Source organism: Halobacterium sp. DL1 (genome assembly GCA_000230955.3).
Lineage (GTDB): Archaea > Halobacteriota > Halobacteria > Halobacteriales > Halobacteriaceae > Halobacterium.
Map to the genome: position 1 here is coordinate 2,652,042 of CP007060.1, position 17,734 is coordinate 2,669,775.

At 67.5% G+C, this 17,734-nt stretch carries 15 protein-coding genes; 9 read left to right on the top strand and 6 right to left on the bottom strand.

Translation table 11 applies throughout. The annotated features are described in order from the left end of the window. Position 1: 1 nt before the first annotated feature. The 3 genes from HALDL1_15810 to HALDL1_15820 form a co-directional block, all read right to left on the bottom strand. Positions 2-1,045 carry a saccharopine dehydrogenase gene (locus tag HALDL1_15810; GenBank protein AHG04894.1) on the bottom strand — a complete coding sequence of 348 codons (1,044 nt, stop codon included), beginning with the start codon at positions 1,043-1,045 and terminating at the stop codon, positions 2-4. 172 nt (positions 1,046-1,217) lie between these two features. Beyond that, positions 1,218-1,631, bottom strand: a complete 414-nt coding sequence (locus tag HALDL1_15815) for a hypothetical protein (protein ID AHG05413.1) — start codon at positions 1,629-1,631, stop codon at positions 1,218-1,220. A gap of 193 nt (positions 1,632-1,824) precedes the next feature. Beyond that, positions 1,825-4,071, bottom strand: a complete 2,247-nt coding sequence (locus HALDL1_15820; protein AHG04895.1) for an ATPase AAA — start codon at positions 4,069-4,071, stop codon at positions 1,825-1,827. Between the two features lie 858 nt (positions 4,072-4,929). Between HALDL1_15820 and HALDL1_15825 the strand changes: the two genes are divergently transcribed. Then, positions 4,930-5,838, top strand: coding sequence for a 2-hydroxy-6-ketonona-2,4-dienedoic acid hydrolase (locus HALDL1_15825; GenBank protein AHG04896.1), 909 nt, complete (start codon positions 4,930-4,932; stop codon positions 5,836-5,838). A gap of 46 nt (positions 5,839-5,884) precedes the next feature. Here HALDL1_15825 and HALDL1_15830 read toward each other — a convergent pair whose 3' ends face one another. Then, positions 5,885-6,856, bottom strand: coding sequence for a zinc-binding dehydrogenase (locus HALDL1_15830; protein AHG04897.1), 972 nt, complete (start codon positions 6,854-6,856; stop codon positions 5,885-5,887). A 51-nt stretch (positions 6,857-6,907) separates the two neighbouring features. Beyond that, the gene (locus tag HALDL1_15835) at positions 6,908-7,840 is read right to left on the bottom strand and encodes a 2,3-dihydroxybiphenyl 1,2-dioxygenase (protein AHG04898.1); all 933 of its coding nucleotides are present in this window, start codon (positions 7,838-7,840) and stop codon (positions 6,908-6,910) included. A 122-nt stretch (positions 7,841-7,962) separates the two neighbouring features. Here HALDL1_15835 and HALDL1_15840 point away from each other — a divergent pair, with 122 nt between their 5' ends. The 8 genes from HALDL1_15840 to HALDL1_15875 all read left to right on the top strand — a co-directional run bounded on the left by HALDL1_15840 (position 7,963) and on the right by HALDL1_15875 (position 17,236). After that, a complete protein-coding gene (locus tag HALDL1_15840) occupies positions 7,963-8,742 on the top strand; it encodes a 2-keto-4-pentenoate hydratase (protein ID AHG04899.1) in 780 nt (259 codons plus the stop codon). 90 nt (positions 8,743-8,832) lie between these two features. Continuing rightward, entirely contained in the window at positions 8,833-10,356 is a 1,524-nt protein-coding gene (locus HALDL1_15845) for an MFS transporter (GenBank protein AHG04900.1), read from the top strand. A 10-nt stretch (positions 10,357-10,366) separates the two neighbouring features. Continuing rightward, positions 10,367-11,296 carry an acetaldehyde dehydrogenase gene (locus HALDL1_15850; protein ID AHG04901.1) on the top strand — a complete coding sequence of 310 codons (930 nt, stop codon included), beginning with the start codon at positions 10,367-10,369 and terminating at the stop codon, positions 11,294-11,296. Continuing rightward, on the top strand, positions 11,293-12,324 hold the full coding sequence (locus HALDL1_15855; GenBank protein ID AHG04902.1) for a 4-hyroxy-2-oxovalerate aldolase: 1,032 nt from the start codon (positions 11,293-11,295) through the stop codon (positions 12,322-12,324). Before HALDL1_15850 ends, HALDL1_15855 begins: the two co-directional genes overlap by 4 nt. A 135-nt stretch (positions 12,325-12,459) precedes the next feature. After that, positions 12,460-13,719: a hypothetical protein gene (locus HALDL1_15860; GenBank protein AHG05414.1), complete on the top strand. Its 1,260-nt coding sequence runs from the start codon at positions 12,460-12,462 to the stop codon at positions 13,717-13,719. A 68-nt stretch (positions 13,720-13,787) separates the two neighbouring features. Beyond that, complete coding sequence (locus HALDL1_15865; protein AHG04903.1) at positions 13,788-15,782, top strand: branched-chain amino acid ABC transporter permease; 1,995 nt, start codon at positions 13,788-13,790, stop codon at positions 15,780-15,782. Then, on the top strand, positions 15,772-16,530 hold the full coding sequence (locus tag HALDL1_15870) for an amino acid ABC transporter ATP-binding protein (GenBank protein AHG04904.1): 759 nt from the start codon (positions 15,772-15,774) through the stop codon (positions 16,528-16,530). Before HALDL1_15865 ends, HALDL1_15870 begins: the two co-directional genes overlap by 11 nt. Further along, positions 16,523-17,236 carry an ABC transporter gene (locus HALDL1_15875; protein AHG04905.1) on the top strand — a complete coding sequence of 238 codons (714 nt, stop codon included), beginning with the start codon at positions 16,523-16,525 and terminating at the stop codon, positions 17,234-17,236. The genes HALDL1_15870 and HALDL1_15875 overlap by 8 nt, the downstream gene beginning before the upstream one ends. Here the strand turns inward: HALDL1_15875 and HALDL1_15880 are convergent. Beyond that, positions 17,233-17,712: an FAD synthase gene (locus HALDL1_15880; GenBank protein ID AHG04906.1), complete on the bottom strand. Its 480-nt coding sequence runs from the start codon at positions 17,710-17,712 to the stop codon at positions 17,233-17,235. The two genes, HALDL1_15875 and HALDL1_15880, sit on opposite strands and share 4 nt — an antisense overlap. Positions 17,713-17,734 lie beyond the last annotated feature (22 nt).

The window sequence follows — 17,734 nt, forward strand, 5'->3', positions numbered from 1 at the left end:
CCTACTCGTCGGTTCGCTCGACGCCGTCCAGGGAGAGGACGAAGTCGGCGCCGAACGCCGTCGACGGCGTCTGGAACCCGTCGGGAGCCTCGCCGTCGAGCGCGCGCTGGGCGGTGGCGGTGGCAGCGTCCACGGTGAGCGCGTACGTCTCGGGAGTGACGAGCCGTGAGACGACCGTCTCCCCGGTCCGTTCGTCGCGGGCTTCCCCCCAGACGAACGCCCGACCCGAGGCACGCGTCTCGGCGTCCGGGCCGGAGACGAACCGGCGGACGACGCGCTGCAGGAGGTCGTTGACCGGGTCGAGGTCGAGGACAGGTGCGACGTAGCGAACACCCCGCAGGAGGCGGCGCGCGTTCGTCGGCACCGGGACGTACACCTCGACGTTCTCGACGCCCGTCGAGTGGTAGGCCGTCGACACGTCGCCCCACGGGAACGTGACCGCCGTCCGCTCGCCGTTCCCGAAGTCGATGCGGCGCTCGCGGTGGGCGGGGGGTACGGAGACGATACGACCGTCCCGGCGGACCGCGCCGCCGTCGCCGGCCTGACGCACCGCGGTCACCGCAGTCCCCGGCGAGAGGCCCCCGTGGGGCTCGAATCCGAGGGCGAGGTGGGTCGCGTCCGGGAGTCGCTCCACGAGGTGCGCGGCGAGACAGTCCGTCGGCACCACGTCGAAGCCGACGCCCGGGAGGAGCGTCACGCCGGCGTCCGCAGCGTCGTCGTCGTGGGCCGCCAGCGACTCGAACACCGGGAGTTCACCGGTGATGTCGAGGTAGTCCGTGCCCGTCGCGAGACAGGCGCTCGCCAGCGGGCCGGCGGTGTCGACGAACGGCCCGGCGCAGTTCAGCGCGACGTCGACACCGTCGAGGTGTGACTCGGGGCTCTCGTCGAGGGCGAAGGCTCGCGACTCGCAGTCGAGGCGGGCGGCCACCTCGCCGAGTTTCCTCGCGTTGCGCCCCGCGAGCACGGGGTCGAGGCCGCGCTCGACGGCCGTCTCGGCGACCAGTTCACCCGTGTAGCCGTACGCGCCGTAGACGAGCAGCGTCATACCACCGGCTATGCTCTCGGGCTCCTTACCAGTAGTTGCTAGCGCGGCTTCTTCACCCAGAATCTCCCGAATCGAATGGGCTGAATCGGTGAGTCGGCCTGCACAAATGGGCGCTGCGGCTTGTTGCCGTTCGAGCAGCGCTAACGGGCCACGACTGTTCGCTCGGCCACCGTCAGTTCCGCAGCCACTCTGGTGCCTGCACAGACTGCGAGGAGTTCTCGTGTAACTGCTTCAGGCACCGCGTGATGAACTGGACGATGTCGCGGCCGGCCTCCGGCGACATCGTGATGACCATGCCCGCGGCGTCGTCCTCGATGAAGTGGAACAGGATGGCGTCGTCGTAGAAGTTCACCGTGCAGTGGTTGTTGCCCAGGTCGAACGGCGCCACCCCCACCTGCTTGCGGTTCTGGTCGCGGTAGTACGCGAACAGCTCCGTAAGCTCCGCCTCAGTGTAGAGGTCTGCGACGTCGTCACGCAGGAACAGGACGTCGTGGTCGGTCTCCGTGTACGCAATCGCGCCACGCAGGTACTCGCCGGCCTCACTCCGCAGGAAGGACACCAGTTCTTCAGCTGCAGTATCCGCCATGCCACCCCTTCGGCTGGCGGGAGGTATCACTGTTCGTACTCCTGCATTGGTTGCCTCGATTCTACCGCCCGCTTGCGAACTCACGGGACTGGATTCTCCCCGTGGTCCGTCAACGAGCGGAACACTCGCCTCCTGTCCCGACCGGCTGATTCGACCTCCGCTCTGGATAACGAACCAGTGTTGGGAGCTACAGTTACAGTTGTGCGTGCTCGACGCCGTTCATCTCGACGAGCGTCTCGTAGAGGTCGGCGTACGTGTCGGCGCAACTGTCTGCAGGGTCGCGGTGGGCCGCGCGGCTACGCAGGGTGTCCCAGTCGCCAACGAGCGCGAGGTGCTTGCGGGCGCGAGTGAGCGCGACGTTCAGGCGCCGCGGCCCTTCGGCGGAATGTTCGAGGAAGCCTGCGTTCCCCTCGGGGTTGCTGCGCGCGAACGAGACGACGATAGCGTCGCGCTCGCCGCCCTGGAAGGAGTCGACGGTGTCCACCGTGAGGCCGTCGGTTTCCCGGTCGAGAGTCCCGAGGCGGGACCGTATCTCGCGCACCTGGCCGCTGTACGCCGCGATGACGCCCACGTCGGCGGGCGAGACGCCTGCGTCGAGCAGGCGGGTGACGCGATCGACGACAACCTCGGCCTCCTGGGGGTTGCGGACTGACGCGCCGCGCTCCTCGCGACGTTCCTCACCGGCGACATCCACCAGCGATACGGGCGGGAAGCCATCCAGGGTCCAGTCGGCGTTCCGGTCCGCGGTCTCCAGTCGGCCGTCGTAGAACGCCTCGTTCGGGAACGTTGCTATGGCCTCGTGCATCCGGTACTGGCGGCAGAGGAGAACGGCCACCCGGTCGCCGTAGCGCTCGACCAGGGTCTCGAACAGCGACGGCCGCATCTCCCCCTCGCCTGCCTCCGTGACGCTGTACGGCGGGAGCTGTCGGTGGTCGCCCGCGAGCACGAGTTTCTCGGCGCAGGCGTGTGCGATGGCGGTGGCCGCGCGGCTCGCCTGCGTCGCCTCGTCGACGACGGCCACGTCGAAGGCGTCCCGGTCGAACGCCGCTGCGCCGTTCGTCGTCGCCGCCACCACGTCGGCGCCGTCCACGGGCGTCCCCCGGTACTGTTCGGCGACGACGCGGTTCCGCGAGTGGCGGCCGTATCGGGCGACAGTCACGTCCGAATCGGCGGCGACGGCCGCGTGGAGCGTCCCTTCCTCGGCGTCGTCTGGCGTGCTGTCGCCGACGAGGAGGTTGTCCACGGCCTGGTTCGAGTGGGCGGTGACGAGCACGCGCTCGCCGCGCGCGACGGCGTGGGCGACGAACGCGACGAGCGTCCGGGTCTTCCCGGTGCCCGGCGGCCCGTGGATGCAGACCACGTCGTCGGCGGCGACGGCCCAACCGAGCGCCCGGCGCTGGTAGCCGTTCAGTTCGACGCCGGAGCGCTGTCCGCTCGGCAGCGCGCCGAAGGCGAGGTCGCGCTCGCCGGTGAGCAGGCGGCGCTTCGCGGGCGTCTCCCAGACCGCGTCGAGGGCGTCCAGCCGCCGGTCGTACGGCACCGGGTTGAGCAGCGTCCGCAGCCAGAACGGCTCCGCGTCGTCGAGCGCTGCGGCGACCCGGCCGGAGTCGTCCACCCGTTCCCACTCCGGCTGGAGCGTCACCACCGGGCCGTCGACGTCAGTGACACGCGCCGGAATCGGAAACGCCGCGTCGAAGGCGTCCACCACGACGCTGTTGTCGGGGTAGAGGTCGAAGGCGCCCACGAGGTCAACGTCGCCCGAGACGCCGTCGTCGGGCGCGTACTGCACGAGGAGTTCCGCCGGGTGGTCCGCGCCGTAGTCGGTCGTGCTCACGAGGACGAACGGGCCGTCGACGGCGCCCTCGCCGACTAGCTGGCCGAGATCGCCGTCCGCGTGGTCGGCCCAGGTCGCGTCGCGTTCGGCGTCACGCTCCCCCGCGACCACCGAACGGAGGTCGTCGAAGAACGCGCGGCGCTCCCGGCCCGCGAGGGGGTCGGCTGCGGTCACGGTCTCGGGAGGGGCGTCAACGTCCGCGAACGGGTCGCCGTCTGGTGCCTTCTCGGGATGCCAGAACCGGACGCGCCACGCGACCGCCGTCGCGACGACGTCGTCGACGGGCGTGTAGCGGTCGGTGCCGTCGAGACCGAACGCCTCGTCGTGCCACCCCACCGTGCCGGCGTCGGGGTTCCAGCGCACGTACTCCGCGGACGGCTCCGGGTCGTTCTCGCGGTGGAGTGGGACGACGCGGCCGCGGCCGTCCGGCGCGTCCACGTCCACGACGCTCGCGGCGTGATCGAGACACGCCCGCACCGCCTCGGCGTCCACGCCGTAGTACGCGCTCTCCGGGCGGAGCGTCCGCTCCGACGCGGCAAACAGGTCGGCGTCGTGGAGCGACCACTGCTCGTACAGGGCTTCGGTGTCCGGCGAGGACGCTGGCATCGGGAGCTACGACTTGGGGCCTGTCGGGTCAAGTGCGTAGCGGTCTGGCCACGTCCGATCCACGCGGCCCGGTGTGCGTCGGCAACGTCCGCGAAGGCGACGCGACGTCGAATCCCCCGGCCACACTCAAGTAAGCAACATGGTAGATTATAGATAAAGACAGAATTAATATGTATTCGGATGCCTCTCCCTGTAATCTCAAAAACACCAGTAGGCACACTAACACCCACGTAATCACGAGGTTTGGCCCGAAGCTGAAATTTCCGGATTTAGAACCGCCTCGAACCAAAATTTGGCACTCAAAGGACATCTAACGCCGTGAGTATGCATTTTGGAGCGTAGATAGTCCAAGACAGGCCGGTACAACCAACCAGTATAGACGACAGTAATTCTATCCGTGTGGTTTCTATCAGACCGGTCGAATGGGCGTGGAGCCGGAACTGTTCGGCAGCATCCCATTACAGGCATACATTTGTAATGTGTAGGGCAAACCATGTGGGGTCTTGCCACACCTGTTCGGCAGGGTGGAACAAATATTTTCAGACGTGTCGTTGGGAGCGGACAGTGACCGCAGAGGTGAACAGCTGCCGTTTATTCCCGCACCCATACGTGGTATTTTCCGGCGATTCCGCAATTCCTCCGGAGCGGGCGCCGGGAGCGACCGAACTGTCCTGACCTGGTGAACGAGAGTGCGAGTGAGTTCAAACTGCCAGCAAATCGTTCCGCTCTAGTGAATACGGTTCCTCGGACCGTTTTCGGCCTTGTTTCGCTATCTCTGAGGCGGCGCTAGTCGGCCGGGACTGGCGAACTTCGGGGCGACCCGCAGTTATTTGGTGGGCGACACAGACTGTTGTCGTGATGACGCAGACAGCTTGGGTACACATGCTCGGCGGGAGCGTCGAGTACGTCGAGAGCGAGAACTACCGGACGCGAACACTGAAGGCCGGCGATGGCGAGAAGCCGCCGCTCGTCCTCCTGCACGGCATTGGCGGGCACGCCGAGACGTACGTCAGGAACATGCTACCGCTCGCGGAGGCACTCGAGGACCGCGCCGTCTACGCCATCGACTTCATCGGGCACGGCTACTCCTCGCGCCCCACCGACATCGACTACCACATCACGGACTACATGGACCACGTCGAGGAGTTCGTCCACGCGCTCGGCCACGACTCCGCTCACATCCACGGCGAGTCCCTCGGTGGCTGGGTCGCAGGCCGCCTCGGCCTCGACCGCCCGGAGCTCGTCGAGACGGTCGGACTCATCACGACCAGCGGCGTCTACCACATCGACACCTCCGGGAGCGTCGAGGAGGACGCCAAGGCCGAGAGCATCGAGGGCATCGAGGACCTCTACGAGCGCAGCATGGAGATGCTCGACGAGGAACTGACCCGCGAGCGCGTCGCCGACCGCCTCCAGTGGCTGTTCGTCGAGGACGTCGACGACGAGCTCGTCGACATCCGCCAGGCGATCTACTCCCAGCAGGCCAACCAGGACGCGATGCGCATCATCTACGAGACGTTCGTCGAGGACGTGAAGGACGAGGAGATGTACTTCACGACAGCGGAGCTCCGGGAGATGGACGTTCCGACGCTCGTCATCCACACCGAGCACAACCCGAGCGCCCAGAAGGAGCTCGTGGAGTACGTCCACGAGCAGCTCCCGGACTCCGAGTACCACCTCTACGAGCACTCCGCGCACTGGCCGCAGTGGGAGGAACAGGACCGGTACGAGGCGGACACCATCGACTTCCTGCAGCGCCACACCTGAGTCGAACGCCGGCCATCAGTCACCCCCGGTTCCTCTCCGACTACCGCTACGGGGTGAGGACGATCTTCCCAACGAAGCTCTCCTCCAGCACCGCACGGTGGGCCTCGGCCGCGTCCTCCAGCGGGTAGGTGCGGTCGACGACGACCTCCAGGCGGTCCTTCGCGAGGAGCTGTCCGAGGCGGGCGAGAATCGGACCGATGTCGGGGGCCTCGGGACGGGACGCGAGGTTCGACATGCTCAGCAGGTGGACGTCGAGTTCCTTCGACCGCGCCGCCGTGACGTCCGGAATCGTCGCCTCGTCGCCCGTGATGACCGCGACGTCTCCGCCGAACGCCGCGAGTTCGACGTCCGTCCCCAGGTACGTGTCGGCCATGTGGTCGAGCACGACATCCGCGCCGCCCGTCGCCTCGACGGCGGCCTCGGTGAAGTCCTCGCGCGTGTAGTCGAGGACCGTCTCGGCGCCCAGGTCCCGCACTGCGTCGTGGTACTCCGGGCGCGCCGTCGCGACGGGCGTGGCGCCCAGGGCGGCAGCGAGCCCGACTGCCACGTGGCCCACGCCACCGCTCCCCCCGTGGACGAACGCCGTCGCCCCGGGTTCGAGGCAGCCGTGGTCGACGAGCGCGCGCCAGGCAGTGACGCCGACGAGCGCGACGGCGGCCCCCTCCTCGAAGCTCACACCGTCGGGCAGGGGTGCGAGCAGGTCCGTCGGAACGACCGCGAAGTCGGCGAAGGAGCCGCCCGCGAACCGCCCGACGTGCAGGCCGGTCGCGAACACGCGGTCGCCCGCCTCGTACCGGTCGACGTCGGCACCCACGTCGGCGACGATTCCCGCGATATCCGACCCTGACGTCTTGGGCAAGCGGGGCTTGCCCATCTCGCGGAACTTCGCGTCCACGGGGTTGACGCTCGCCGCACGCATCTCGACGAGCACCTCGTCGGGTGCGGGTCCGGGACGGTCGAGGTCCTCGACGCGAAGGACGTCTGGGCTACCGCTCTCGTGGTATCGGACGGCCCTCATAGTTCGACGTCGAGAGGAGCGGGCAAGACTGTTTCCCCGACGTCCGGGAGCCTAGTCCTCGAACTCGTCGCTGTGTTCGCGTGACCCGCTGAACTTCCGTCCCTTCCCCCACCAGTAGAGCGCCTCGGGCATGTCCTCCTCCGTCCACGTCACTGTCTCCCAGTCGGGTTCGAAGATGAGGTAGCCGCCCGCGAAGATCTCGACTTCGTGGCCCGCGGGGTCGTCCTGGTAGATGTAGTTCGCCTGGCTGATGCCGTGGTGGCCGGGTCCGCCCTTGATCTCGATTCCGTGTTCTTTCAGCACGTCGGCCGCCCGGAACAGGTCGCCGCGGGACTTCAGGTAGTAGGCGACGTGGTTGAGCGACGCCTCCGGCTCCTCGACGAACGCGATCTCGTGGACGAGCGGAGAGACGCTGAGCCACTTCCCGACGTCCTCGCCCTCGATGACGAGTTCCTCGCGGAGGTCGAAGTCGAGGACGTCCTGGAACCACTCCGAGCACGCCGTCACGTCGGGGACGTAGCAGTTCACGTGGTCGATACGGCGCGCGCCAACCCCACGGTCAACGTACTTCTGGGGCTGGTTCTTCAGGCGGGAGCGCTGCTCCTTCGGGACGTCGGGTGTCTCGATGTCGTAGAACAGTTCGAACGGCTGCTCGGCCGGTCCGGTAAACCGGATGGACTCGCCGTGCCCGGGTTCGGCGCCGGCCTCGCGCCACTCGACGTCGTAGCCCGAGTCCTCGACGCGCTCGGCGTACCGTTCGAGGTCCGCGGGCTCCTCGACGCGGAACGCGATGTGACCGACGCCGCTCTCCTCGGCTTCGGTCAGCGTGAGCGAGAACTTGTTGAAGTCGCCCCAGCCGCGCAGGTAGACGCTGTCCCCTTCCCTGCACTCCTCCTCCAGTCCGAGGACGTCGTGGTAGTAGTCGTACGTCTCCGCGAGGTCCGGCACTAGTAGCTCTACGTGACCGAGGGTGCAGACAGCCATGGGAGAGACTGGTCGGCACGGCCGCATATATCTTACTCCGAGTCCGGGACGCTGGGACGCGAGATGGCTCGACCCGTCGGGGAGGGCAAACCTATTTGCCGCCAGCGGCGCCACTCCGTGGCATGACACTCGACAGTGAGACAGTCGCGGAGATCGCCGACGACCTCTACGACGCGCTTCGCTCCGGGGAGCCGATCGCGCCGCCCACGGACGACCACGACATGGACATCGAGGACGCATACGACGTCCAGTCCGCGTTCGTCGACCGCCGCCTGGACGACGGCGCGTCGGTCGTCGGCCACAAGATCGGACTGACGAACGACGGCATCCAGAGCCAGCTGGGCGTCGACGAACCGGACTTCGGACGCCTGCTGGACACGATGGTCGTCGAGGACGGCGTCGTCGACAGCGAGGCCCTCCTCGCGCCGCGCGTCGAACCCGAACTCGGCTTCCTGCTCGCGGCGGACCTGGCGCCGCCGGTCACGACGCTCGACGTGCTGCGCGCGACCGAGGCAGTCGTCCCCGTCGTGGAGGTCATCGACAGCCGGGTCCGGGACTGGGACATCGGCATCGAGGACACCGTCGCGGACAACGCCTCGAGTGCGCTGTTCGCGACCGGCGAGTCGACGCACCCCGTCGAGGGCCGGGACCTCTCGCTGGAGGCCGTGAAGCTGTACAAGAACGGTGAGGTCGTGGACTCGGGGGCTGGTGCGGCGGTGCTCGGCCACCCGGCCCGGGCCGTCGCGTGGCTGGCCAACACGCTCGAGGGCGTGGACGACCGACTGACAGCGGGCGAGGTCGTTCTCAGCGGGTCGATAACGCCCGCGGTGGACGTCGAGGCGGGCGACGTCGTGACTGCGGAGTTCGGGAGGACGGGGACGGTCACGCTCCGTGTGGCGTGAATTCACGCCCGTGAGGTGATGAATCGACTGTCCTGCCCGGGAAAGGAGGCAGTAGGTATAAGTGAACGACCGTGAATGTTACAGTCGCGCATGCCAGTTAGAACCAAGGAGGAGTACCGACAAGGTCTCCGAGACGGCCGAGAGGTCTACTACAAGGGTGAACTCGTCGAGGACGTCACGGAGCACCCGGCCACGCGGGGAATGGTCGAGACGCAGGGCGAACTGTTCGACCTGCAGAGCGACCCCGAACACGAGGACCTGCTCACGTTCGAGTCGCCGTCGACCGGCGACCCGGTTCCCATCTTCTACAAGAAGCCGATGTCGGAGGCGGACCTCGAGCAGCGCCGCAAGGCGTCGAAGCTCTGGATGGACTACACCTGCGGGATGTCCGGGCGTGCCAACGATTTCCTCGCGAACGGCGTGACGGGGATGGCCATCGGCCGTGAACTGTTCGCCGACGAGGACGCCGACCACGACTTCGCGCAGAACGTCGAGGACTACTACGAGTACTGCCGCGAGAACGACGTCTGCCTCACGCACGCGCTCATCGACCCCCAGATCGACCGCTCGGAGGCGTCGTCGTTCCGCCTCGAGGACGACAGCGCCGACCGACCGGGCGCGGTCCGGAAGGTCGAGGAGGACGACGACGGCATCGTCGTCAGCGGCGCGCGCATGCTCGCCACGCTCGGCCCACAGGCCGACGAGATCCTCCTCTACCCGTTCGGCTACTACGGCGAGGGTGAGGAGGACCAGGCGCTGGCGTTCGCCGTTCCCGCCAACGCCGACGGCGTCCGGCAGATCTGCCGGCCACAGCTCTCGCGCAACGACGAGCGCAACCACCCGCTGTCCAGCCGCTTCGACGAGATGGACACGTTCGTCGTACTCGACGAGGTCCACGTCCCGTGGGAGCGCGTGTTCATCGACGGCAACATCGAGGCCGCGAACGCGTGGCGGGACAAGACCGAGACCGCGTACGCGGGGCTGACGTACCACCAGACCGCCATCAAGGACCTCGCGAAAGCGGAGTTCGCGTTCGGCGTCGCGACGATGCTCGCCGAGAGCACGGGCATCGAGGAGTACTTCCACGTCCAGGCGAAGCTCGGCGAGATCTCGACGATGGTCGAGCAGATCCGGGCCTGCGTGCAGGCCTCGGAGGCACAGGCGTACGAGTTCGGCGACTGCCTCATCCCGGAGCCGCGCCCGCTGTTCGCGGTGACCGCGTCGTTCCCCGACCAGTTCCCGCGCATCGTCGACATCATCCGGGACCTCGGCGGGAGCGGCCTCATCGGCGTCCCCCACTGGGAGGACCTCGAGGCGGACGATCCGCTGGGCGGCGACGTGGAGACGTACTTCCGCGGGAAGGACATCGAGGCCAACGAGCGCCTCGGCGTCCAGAAGCTCGCCTACGAGATCGCCATCGGCTCGCTGGGTAGCCGCGAGGAGCTGTACGAGCGGTTCTACACCGGCGGCCCGATGCGCGTGAAGTCGAACATGTGGAAGAACCACCCGGACAAGGAGGCACTGAAAGAGCGCGTCAGGGAGTACGGACTCCAGGGCGCCGACGAACCTGCGGCGTCCGCCACCGAGCAGTCCGCCGCGGACGACGACGACTGATACCCCACGAATGTCACAACTGAGCGCAGCAATCGTCGGTCCCGGCAACATCGGGACCGACCTGATGTACAAGATACTCGACCGCGGTGAACGCGTCGAACTGGAAGCGATGGTCGGCATCCTCCCCGTCGAGGAGTCCGACGGCCTGCAGGCCGCCCAGGAGGCGGGCGTCGCCGTGGGCACCGAGGGCATCGACAGCGTCAGGGAGCGCGCCGACGACCTCGACCTCGTCTTCGAGGCGACGAGCGCGAGCATCCACGCGGACCACGCGCCCGTCTACGACGAACTCGGCCTGTTCGCCGTGGACATGACGCCCGCCGCCATCGGCCCGCTCGCGGTCCCCGTCGTGAACATCGACGACGTGGCCGACGAAGCGAACAACGTGAACATGATCACCTGTGGGGGGCAGGCGACCATCCCCCTCGTCCACGCCGTCGACCGCGTCTCGGACGTCAAGTACGCCGAGATCGTCGCGACCATCGCGTCGAAGAGCGCGGGTCCCGGCACCCGGCACAACATCGACGAGTTCACGCAGACGACGTCCAGCGGCATCGAGCAGGTGGGCGGCGCCGACGAGGGGAAGGCCATCATCGTGTTGAACCCCGCAGAGCCACCCATCATGATGCGAAACACCGTCTACACGGAGGTACCGGCGGACGCCGACGTCGACGCCATCCGCGACTCCGTCTCGCGCATCGAGGCGGAGGTGCAGGCGTACGTGCCCGGCTACGAGGTGACCCTCGACCCACTCGTCAAGGAGAACCACGACATCGACAGCGACGACACGAAGGTGCTGACGACGATGCTCCAGGTCGAAGGCGAGGGGCAGCACCTCCCCGAGTACGCAGGGAATCTCGACATCATGACGAGCGCCGCGCTCGGAGCCGCCGAGCGCGTGGCCGAGCGTCGCGGCGCCGACACCGCGGAGGTGGCAGAGTGAGCGACGACATCCGGCTGGTGGACATGACGCTTCGCGACGGCATGCACGCCGTCGACCACCAGTTCACGCCCGGCCAGATGGCGGACATCGCGGGCGCACTCGACGCCGCGAACATGGACGTGGTGGAGGTGTCCCACGGCGACGGCATGGGTGGGTCCTCTATCAACTACGGCTTCGCGGCCGCGTCCACCGGGGAGTACCTCGACGCCGTCCGCCCGGAGCTCTCGGACACCGAACTCTCGGTGCTCCTGCTCCCTGGCATCGGCACCGTCGAGGACCTCGAACTCGCGGCGAGCAAGGGCGCGGACGTGCTCCGCATCGCGACGCACGTCACGGAGGCGGACGTCTCCGCGGAGCACTTCGACTACGCGACGGACATGGGCCTGGAGGCCAACGGCCTCCTGATGCTGTCGCACATGGCCGACCCCGAGACCGTCCTCGAACAGGCCAGCCTGATGGAGGAGTACGGCGCGGACGCCGTCTACGTGATGGACTCCGCGGGCGCGCTACTCCCCGACGGTGTGCGGGAGCGCGTGAGCCTGCTCGACGAGGAGCTCTCGATAGACGTCGGCTTCCACGCGCACAACAACCTCGGACTGGGCATCGGGAACACGCTTGCTGGCCTCGACGCGGGCGCCGTCACCGTCGACGGCTGTCTGCGCGGCCTCGGCGCGGGTTCCGGCAACGCCCAGATGGAGGTGCTCGTTGGCACGCTCGAGAAGGCCGGCTACGACGTCGGCCCCGACCTGTTCGGGACGATGGACGCCGCCTCCGACGTGCTGGAACCGATGCTGACCGAAGAGACGATGCCGGAACTCGACAACGACTCGCTCATCCTCGGCTACGCCGGGGTGTACTCGTCGTTCCTCCGGCACACCCGGCGCGCCGCCGAACAGTTCGACATCGACCCGCGGGACATCCTCGTGGAACTCGGCGAACTCGGCGTCGTCGGCGGACAGGAAGACATGATCACGGACGTCGCGGCGCGTCTCGCGGAGGAGCGAGAGGACGCCGCGGAGGCAAACTAATGCAAATACGTAAGATTACAGGTACAAGTACGACACGAAAATCCATTAACTATAATACCGGCCCCACGGGAGGTGTGGCGTATGCCAACACGGCGTAGACAGTTCCTCAAGTCCGGACTGGCGGGTACGGCTGCTGTGCTCGTTGCGGGCTGCACGACGGGAACCACGGATGAGGAGACCACGACCACCACCGCGAGCGGCGGCGACGAGACGACGACGACCAGCGGCGGCGACCCGGACGGCGACAGCAGCGAGCAGGTTCGCATCGGGTTCATCCACCCGCTTTCGGGGGGCTACTCCACGCTCGGTGAGCCCCAGGAGGAGGGCGGAAAGCTCGCCGTCGAACAGCTCAACGCCAACGGCGGCATCGACGGCAAGGAGGTCGTCGGCTTCCACGAGGACTCCGGCGGCAGCGCGAGCACCGCCCAGCAGAAGGCGCGACTGCTCATCGACTCCAAGGACGTCGACGTGCTGACCGGGCTCGCGAACAGTTCGGCCGCGCTCGCCGTCCAGGAGATCGCCGCCGAGGAGGGCATCGTCTTTGGGAACCAGGCCGGCGCGGACCCGATCACGAAGTCCCGGTGTAACGAGTACACGTTCCGCTACGAGCTCCGCACCGGCCAAATCGCGCGCGCGGCGGCCCCGTGGGCCATCCAGAACCTCGGGACGAAGGTCTGGTTCCACGTCGCGGACTACGCGTACGGTAACGCGTTCCTCAACGGCTGGAAGGAGGTGCTCTCGGACTACGACTACACGGAGGTCAACACGACGAAGTCCCAGCTCGGCGCGAACGACTTCTCGTCGTACATCACCCAGATCCAGAACTCCGACGCGGACTTCCTCGCCCTCGGGATGGCCGGCGGCGACCTGGTGAAGTTCAACCAGCAAGCGTCGTCGTACAACCTCCGCGACTCCGTCGACATCATCGCCGGCACGAACGACTTCCGCTCCGTGCGTCTCGGCGGCGGGAGCGGCGTGGTCGGCACGTACTCCGGCGTGCGTTACTTCGAGGGCCTGGACAACGAGATGAACCGGCAGTTCGTCACGGACTACATCAACGCGTACGACAAGGTGCCCGCCAACCACGCGGAGTCCCAGTGGACGATGGTCCACGAGATCCTCGCGCCCGCTATCGCGTCCGCGGGGACGACGGACCCCGACCCCCTCATCTCCGAGCTCGAGGGCATGGCCTTCGACTCCCCGATGGGCGGCGGCAACCTGCGCGCCTGCGACCACCAGGCCGAACGCGACGTCCCCGTCGCGCGTGTCACCGAACCCCAGGACACGGAACTGCTCCAGGGGCACGGCAAGAACCTGCCGAGCCTGGAAATCCTCCAGACCATCTCCGGACCGGAAGCCATCGAGGCCTGCGATAGCATCGACTGCTCGCTATAATGAGCACGCTGGCCTCTGGCAGCGTACGTCGAGCGGGAGCCGTCGTTGGCGGACTGGTCGCCGTCCTAGTGGCGACGTTTGCGACGATAACGTACTTCGGCATCGACCCGGTGACGTTCGGCGTCCAGGTGCTCAACGGGCTCACGCTCGGGGGCATCTACGTCCTCATCGCCATCGGCCTGTCGCTCATCTTCGGCGTGATGAACGTCGTGAACTTCGCCCACGGGTCGCTGTGGATGCTCGGCGCGTACCTGGCGTTCGCCGTCGTCACGACGAGCATCGCGGTGCCCGGGTTCGGCGTCATCGTCGGGTCGTTCTGGCTCGCGCTACTCGTCGTGCCGCTCGTCGTCGGCGCCGTCGGCTTCGGCATCGAGTACGCGACGTTCCGGCCGCTGTACGGACGCAACCCCCTCTACCACATCCTGTTGACGTTCGGGTTCACGCTCGTGTTCGTCGACGTCGTGGAGTTCTTCTGGGGGAGCGGCTACAACTCTGTCTCGACGCCCGCATTGTTCCGTGGCGCAGTCCAGATGGGGCCGGCGTACTTCCCGAAGTACCGTCTGTTCGTGCTCGGCGCTGCGCTCGGCCTGTCGGCGCTCGTCTGGGTCGTTCTGAAGTTCACGAACTTCGGACTCGTCGTGCGCGCTGGCTCGCAGAACCGGATGATGGCGCGCTCGCTCGGCATCAACGTCTCCTGGTACTACACGGGCGTGTTCGTGCTCGGCGCTGCGCTCGCGGGCATCGCCGGCGCGCTGTCGGCGCCGCTGTTCCCCATCGTGCCGTCGATGTGGACGCGCGCCATCATCCTCGCGTTCATCATCGTCATCGTCGGCGGCCTCGGGTCGTTCCGGGGCGCCGTGGTCGCCGGCTTCGGCGTCGGCATCGTCGAGAGCCTCGGGTCGACGTACCTCCCGTCGCTGTCGGGGTACCTCGTCTACCTCCTGATGTTCACGGTGCTGCTCGTGCGGCCCTACGGCATCTTCGGCCGCGAGGAGAGCGTCGAGGCCGCGGAGACGAACGTCGAAATCGACCGCTCGCTCCCCATCATCGGCGCGAAGAGTCCGATATTCCTCGGGGCACTCGCGCTGTTCGCCGTCTTCCCGTTCGTCACCCAGGCGCTCGTCGGGACGTACTACGTCGGCGTGATGGTGCAGGCGCTCGCACTCGCGACGCTCGTGCTCGGTCTCGACCTCGTCACGGGCTACACGGGCCTCATCTCGTTCGGCCACGCCATGTTCATCGGCCTGGGCGCGTACGTCACCGCGCTCGTGCTGGTGAACGTCACGGGGCTGCTCCCGGTCGCCATCCTCGTCGCCATCGTCGTGACGGCGCTGCTGGCGTGGGCGGTCGGCTTCCTCGGCGTGCGCGTCGGCGGCGTCTACTTCGCCATGCTGACGCTCGCAGTAGCGCAGATCGTCCACGAACTCGTCTTCGACTTCGGGGGAATCACGGGCAGCAACGACGGCCTCGGATTCGCGATACCGCCGGTGCCTTTCCTCGAGCTCGGGGACACCACGACGCTGTACTACGTCAGCCTCGTGACCCTCGTGGCGCTGTACCTGCTGGCCGTGCGCGTGCTCCAGTCGCCGTTCGGCACGTCGCTGGTCGCCATCCGCGACAGCGAACACCGCATGGAGGCGCTGGGCTACGACGTGGACAAGTACAAGCGGCGTGCGTTCATGCTCTCGGGCGCCTACGGCGGCATCGGGGGCGTGCTGTACGCGCTGTACTTCACGTTCGTCGACCCCTCGATCCTCACCTGGACGGTGAGCGGCGACGCCATCGTGATGATGGTGCTCGGCGGCATGGGGACGCTGTACGGCCCCATCGTCGGCGCCATCGCGTTCGTCTTCCTGCGCAACGGGCTCTCCATCTACGTCTCCCACTGGGAGTTCGTCGCGGGCGCCATCTTCATCCTCGCGGTCATCTTCATGCCGCGCGGCCTCGTCTCGCTCCCGTTCAACCGCTTCCGTGGCGACGGCGCCGAAGGAGCGGGCGCCGAACAGGAGCCGCCGGAGCCAGCGGCGAACCCGCAGTCCGGGGGTGACAGCGATGTCGAGTGACCCGGTCCTCGAGACCCACGACCTGACGAAAGCCTACGGCGGACTGGTCGCCGTGGACAACGTCGACCTCGACGTCGGCCGGACGGAGGTCCGGAGCGTCATCGGGCCGAACGGCGCCGGGAAGTCGACGCTGTTCAACCTCGTCAACGGGTTCCTCGAACCGACCTCCGGCACCGTCGAGTTCGACGGCCGCGACATCACGGGACTGCCCGCCTACGAGCGCTGTCAGATCGGCATGGGCCGGTCGTTCCAGGTGAACGACTTCTTCGGGAGTCTCACAGTCCGGGAGAACGTGCGAATCGGCGTGCAGGCGACGTCGGGCAAGCGGACGAACCCGATCACGCCCGCACAGAGCCTCGAACCGGTCAACGACCGCACCGGGGAGATACTCGAACGGGTCGAACTCGCGCAGTTCGCCGACGAGCAGGCGAGCGCGCTCTCCTACGGGGACCAGCGCAAGCTGGAACTCGCGCTCGCGCTCTCCTCGGACCCGACGCTGCTGTTGCTCGACGAGCCCACCGCGGGCATCGGGCCCGACGAGACCCAGGAGATAGCGAGTCTCATCCAGCGCATTGCCGCCGACAAGGCAGTGCTGCTCACCGAACACGACATCGACATGGTCATGTCCATCTCCGACCGCATCACCGTCATCCACCTCGGCCAGGTGATCGCCGAGGGAACACCCGAAGAGATAGCCGCGAACGAGGACGTCCAGCAGGCGTACATCGGAGGGATGGACGATGACTGACCCGCTGCTCGAAGTGGACGGCGTCAGCGCCGGCTACGAGAGCAACGTCGTCCTCCGTGACGTCTCACTCGACGTCGACGAGGGCGAGGTCGTCTCCATCGTCGGCCGGAACGGCGCCGGGAAGACGACGACGCTGCGCACCATCATGGGCCAGCTCACCGTCGACTCGGGGCACGTCCGCTTCCGCGGCGAGGACATCACGAACGCCGCACCGAACGAGGTGTACCGTCGCGGTATCGGCCTCGTCCCGGAACACCGAGAGATCTTCCCCGACCTTACCGTCGCGGAGAACCTGGAGGTCGGCGGCGTGACGACCGACGACAACTGGCTCTCGATGGACGAGGCCTACGACTACTTCCCGCGCTTGCGGGAGCGCCGCTCGAACCGCGGCGCACAGCTCTCGGGTGGCGAACAACAGATGCTCGCCATCGCGCGGAGCCTCAGAGGCGCGACCGACCTACTGTTGCTCGACGAACCGACCGAGGGGCTCGCCCCCCAGATCGTCGAGTCCATCCTCGACATCATCGACCAGTTGCGCGCTGACGGCGTCACTGTCCTGCTGGTTGAGCAGAACCTGCAGGCGGTGCTCGAGGTTGCGGACCGCCACTACGTACTGGCAGACGGCGGCATCGTCTTCGAAGGCACGACTGAGGAACTAGAAGCAGCAGACGACGTCCGACAGCGCTACCTCGGCGTCTCCGACTAGAGGGGGCGCTGGCGGAGCGTCGGCGGCCGCATCTTCGCGGCCGCGCGGTGCTGGCGCGCGTCGAGAATTCTACGCAGAATCGTACTCGTCGAGAGCACCGCGCCCTCGAAGTCGAGGTCGGCGGGGGCGGCCCGCTCGACGCCGCAGTCGAGGCCGTGGGCGTCGAAAGCGGCGGCGAGGTCGTCCTCGTCGTGGTGCTGGTCGTGACCGAGGACGACGACGTCGGGGTCGATCTCCTCGAGGGGGACGAAGATGTCCGAGGGGTGGCCCACGTGGGCCTCGTCGACGGGGTCGAGGGCGGCCACCATGCGGCGGCGCTGCTCGTCGCCGAGCACCGGCGACGGCTTGTGCGTGACGTTCTCCGAGCGGGCGACGATGACGTGGAGTTCGTCGCCACGAGCGGCCGCCTGGGCGAGGTAGTCCACGTGCCCGGGGTGGAGCACGTCGAAGGTCCCCTGCGCGAGTACTCTGGTCATGGGGCAGTGTGTGCGTGTCGAG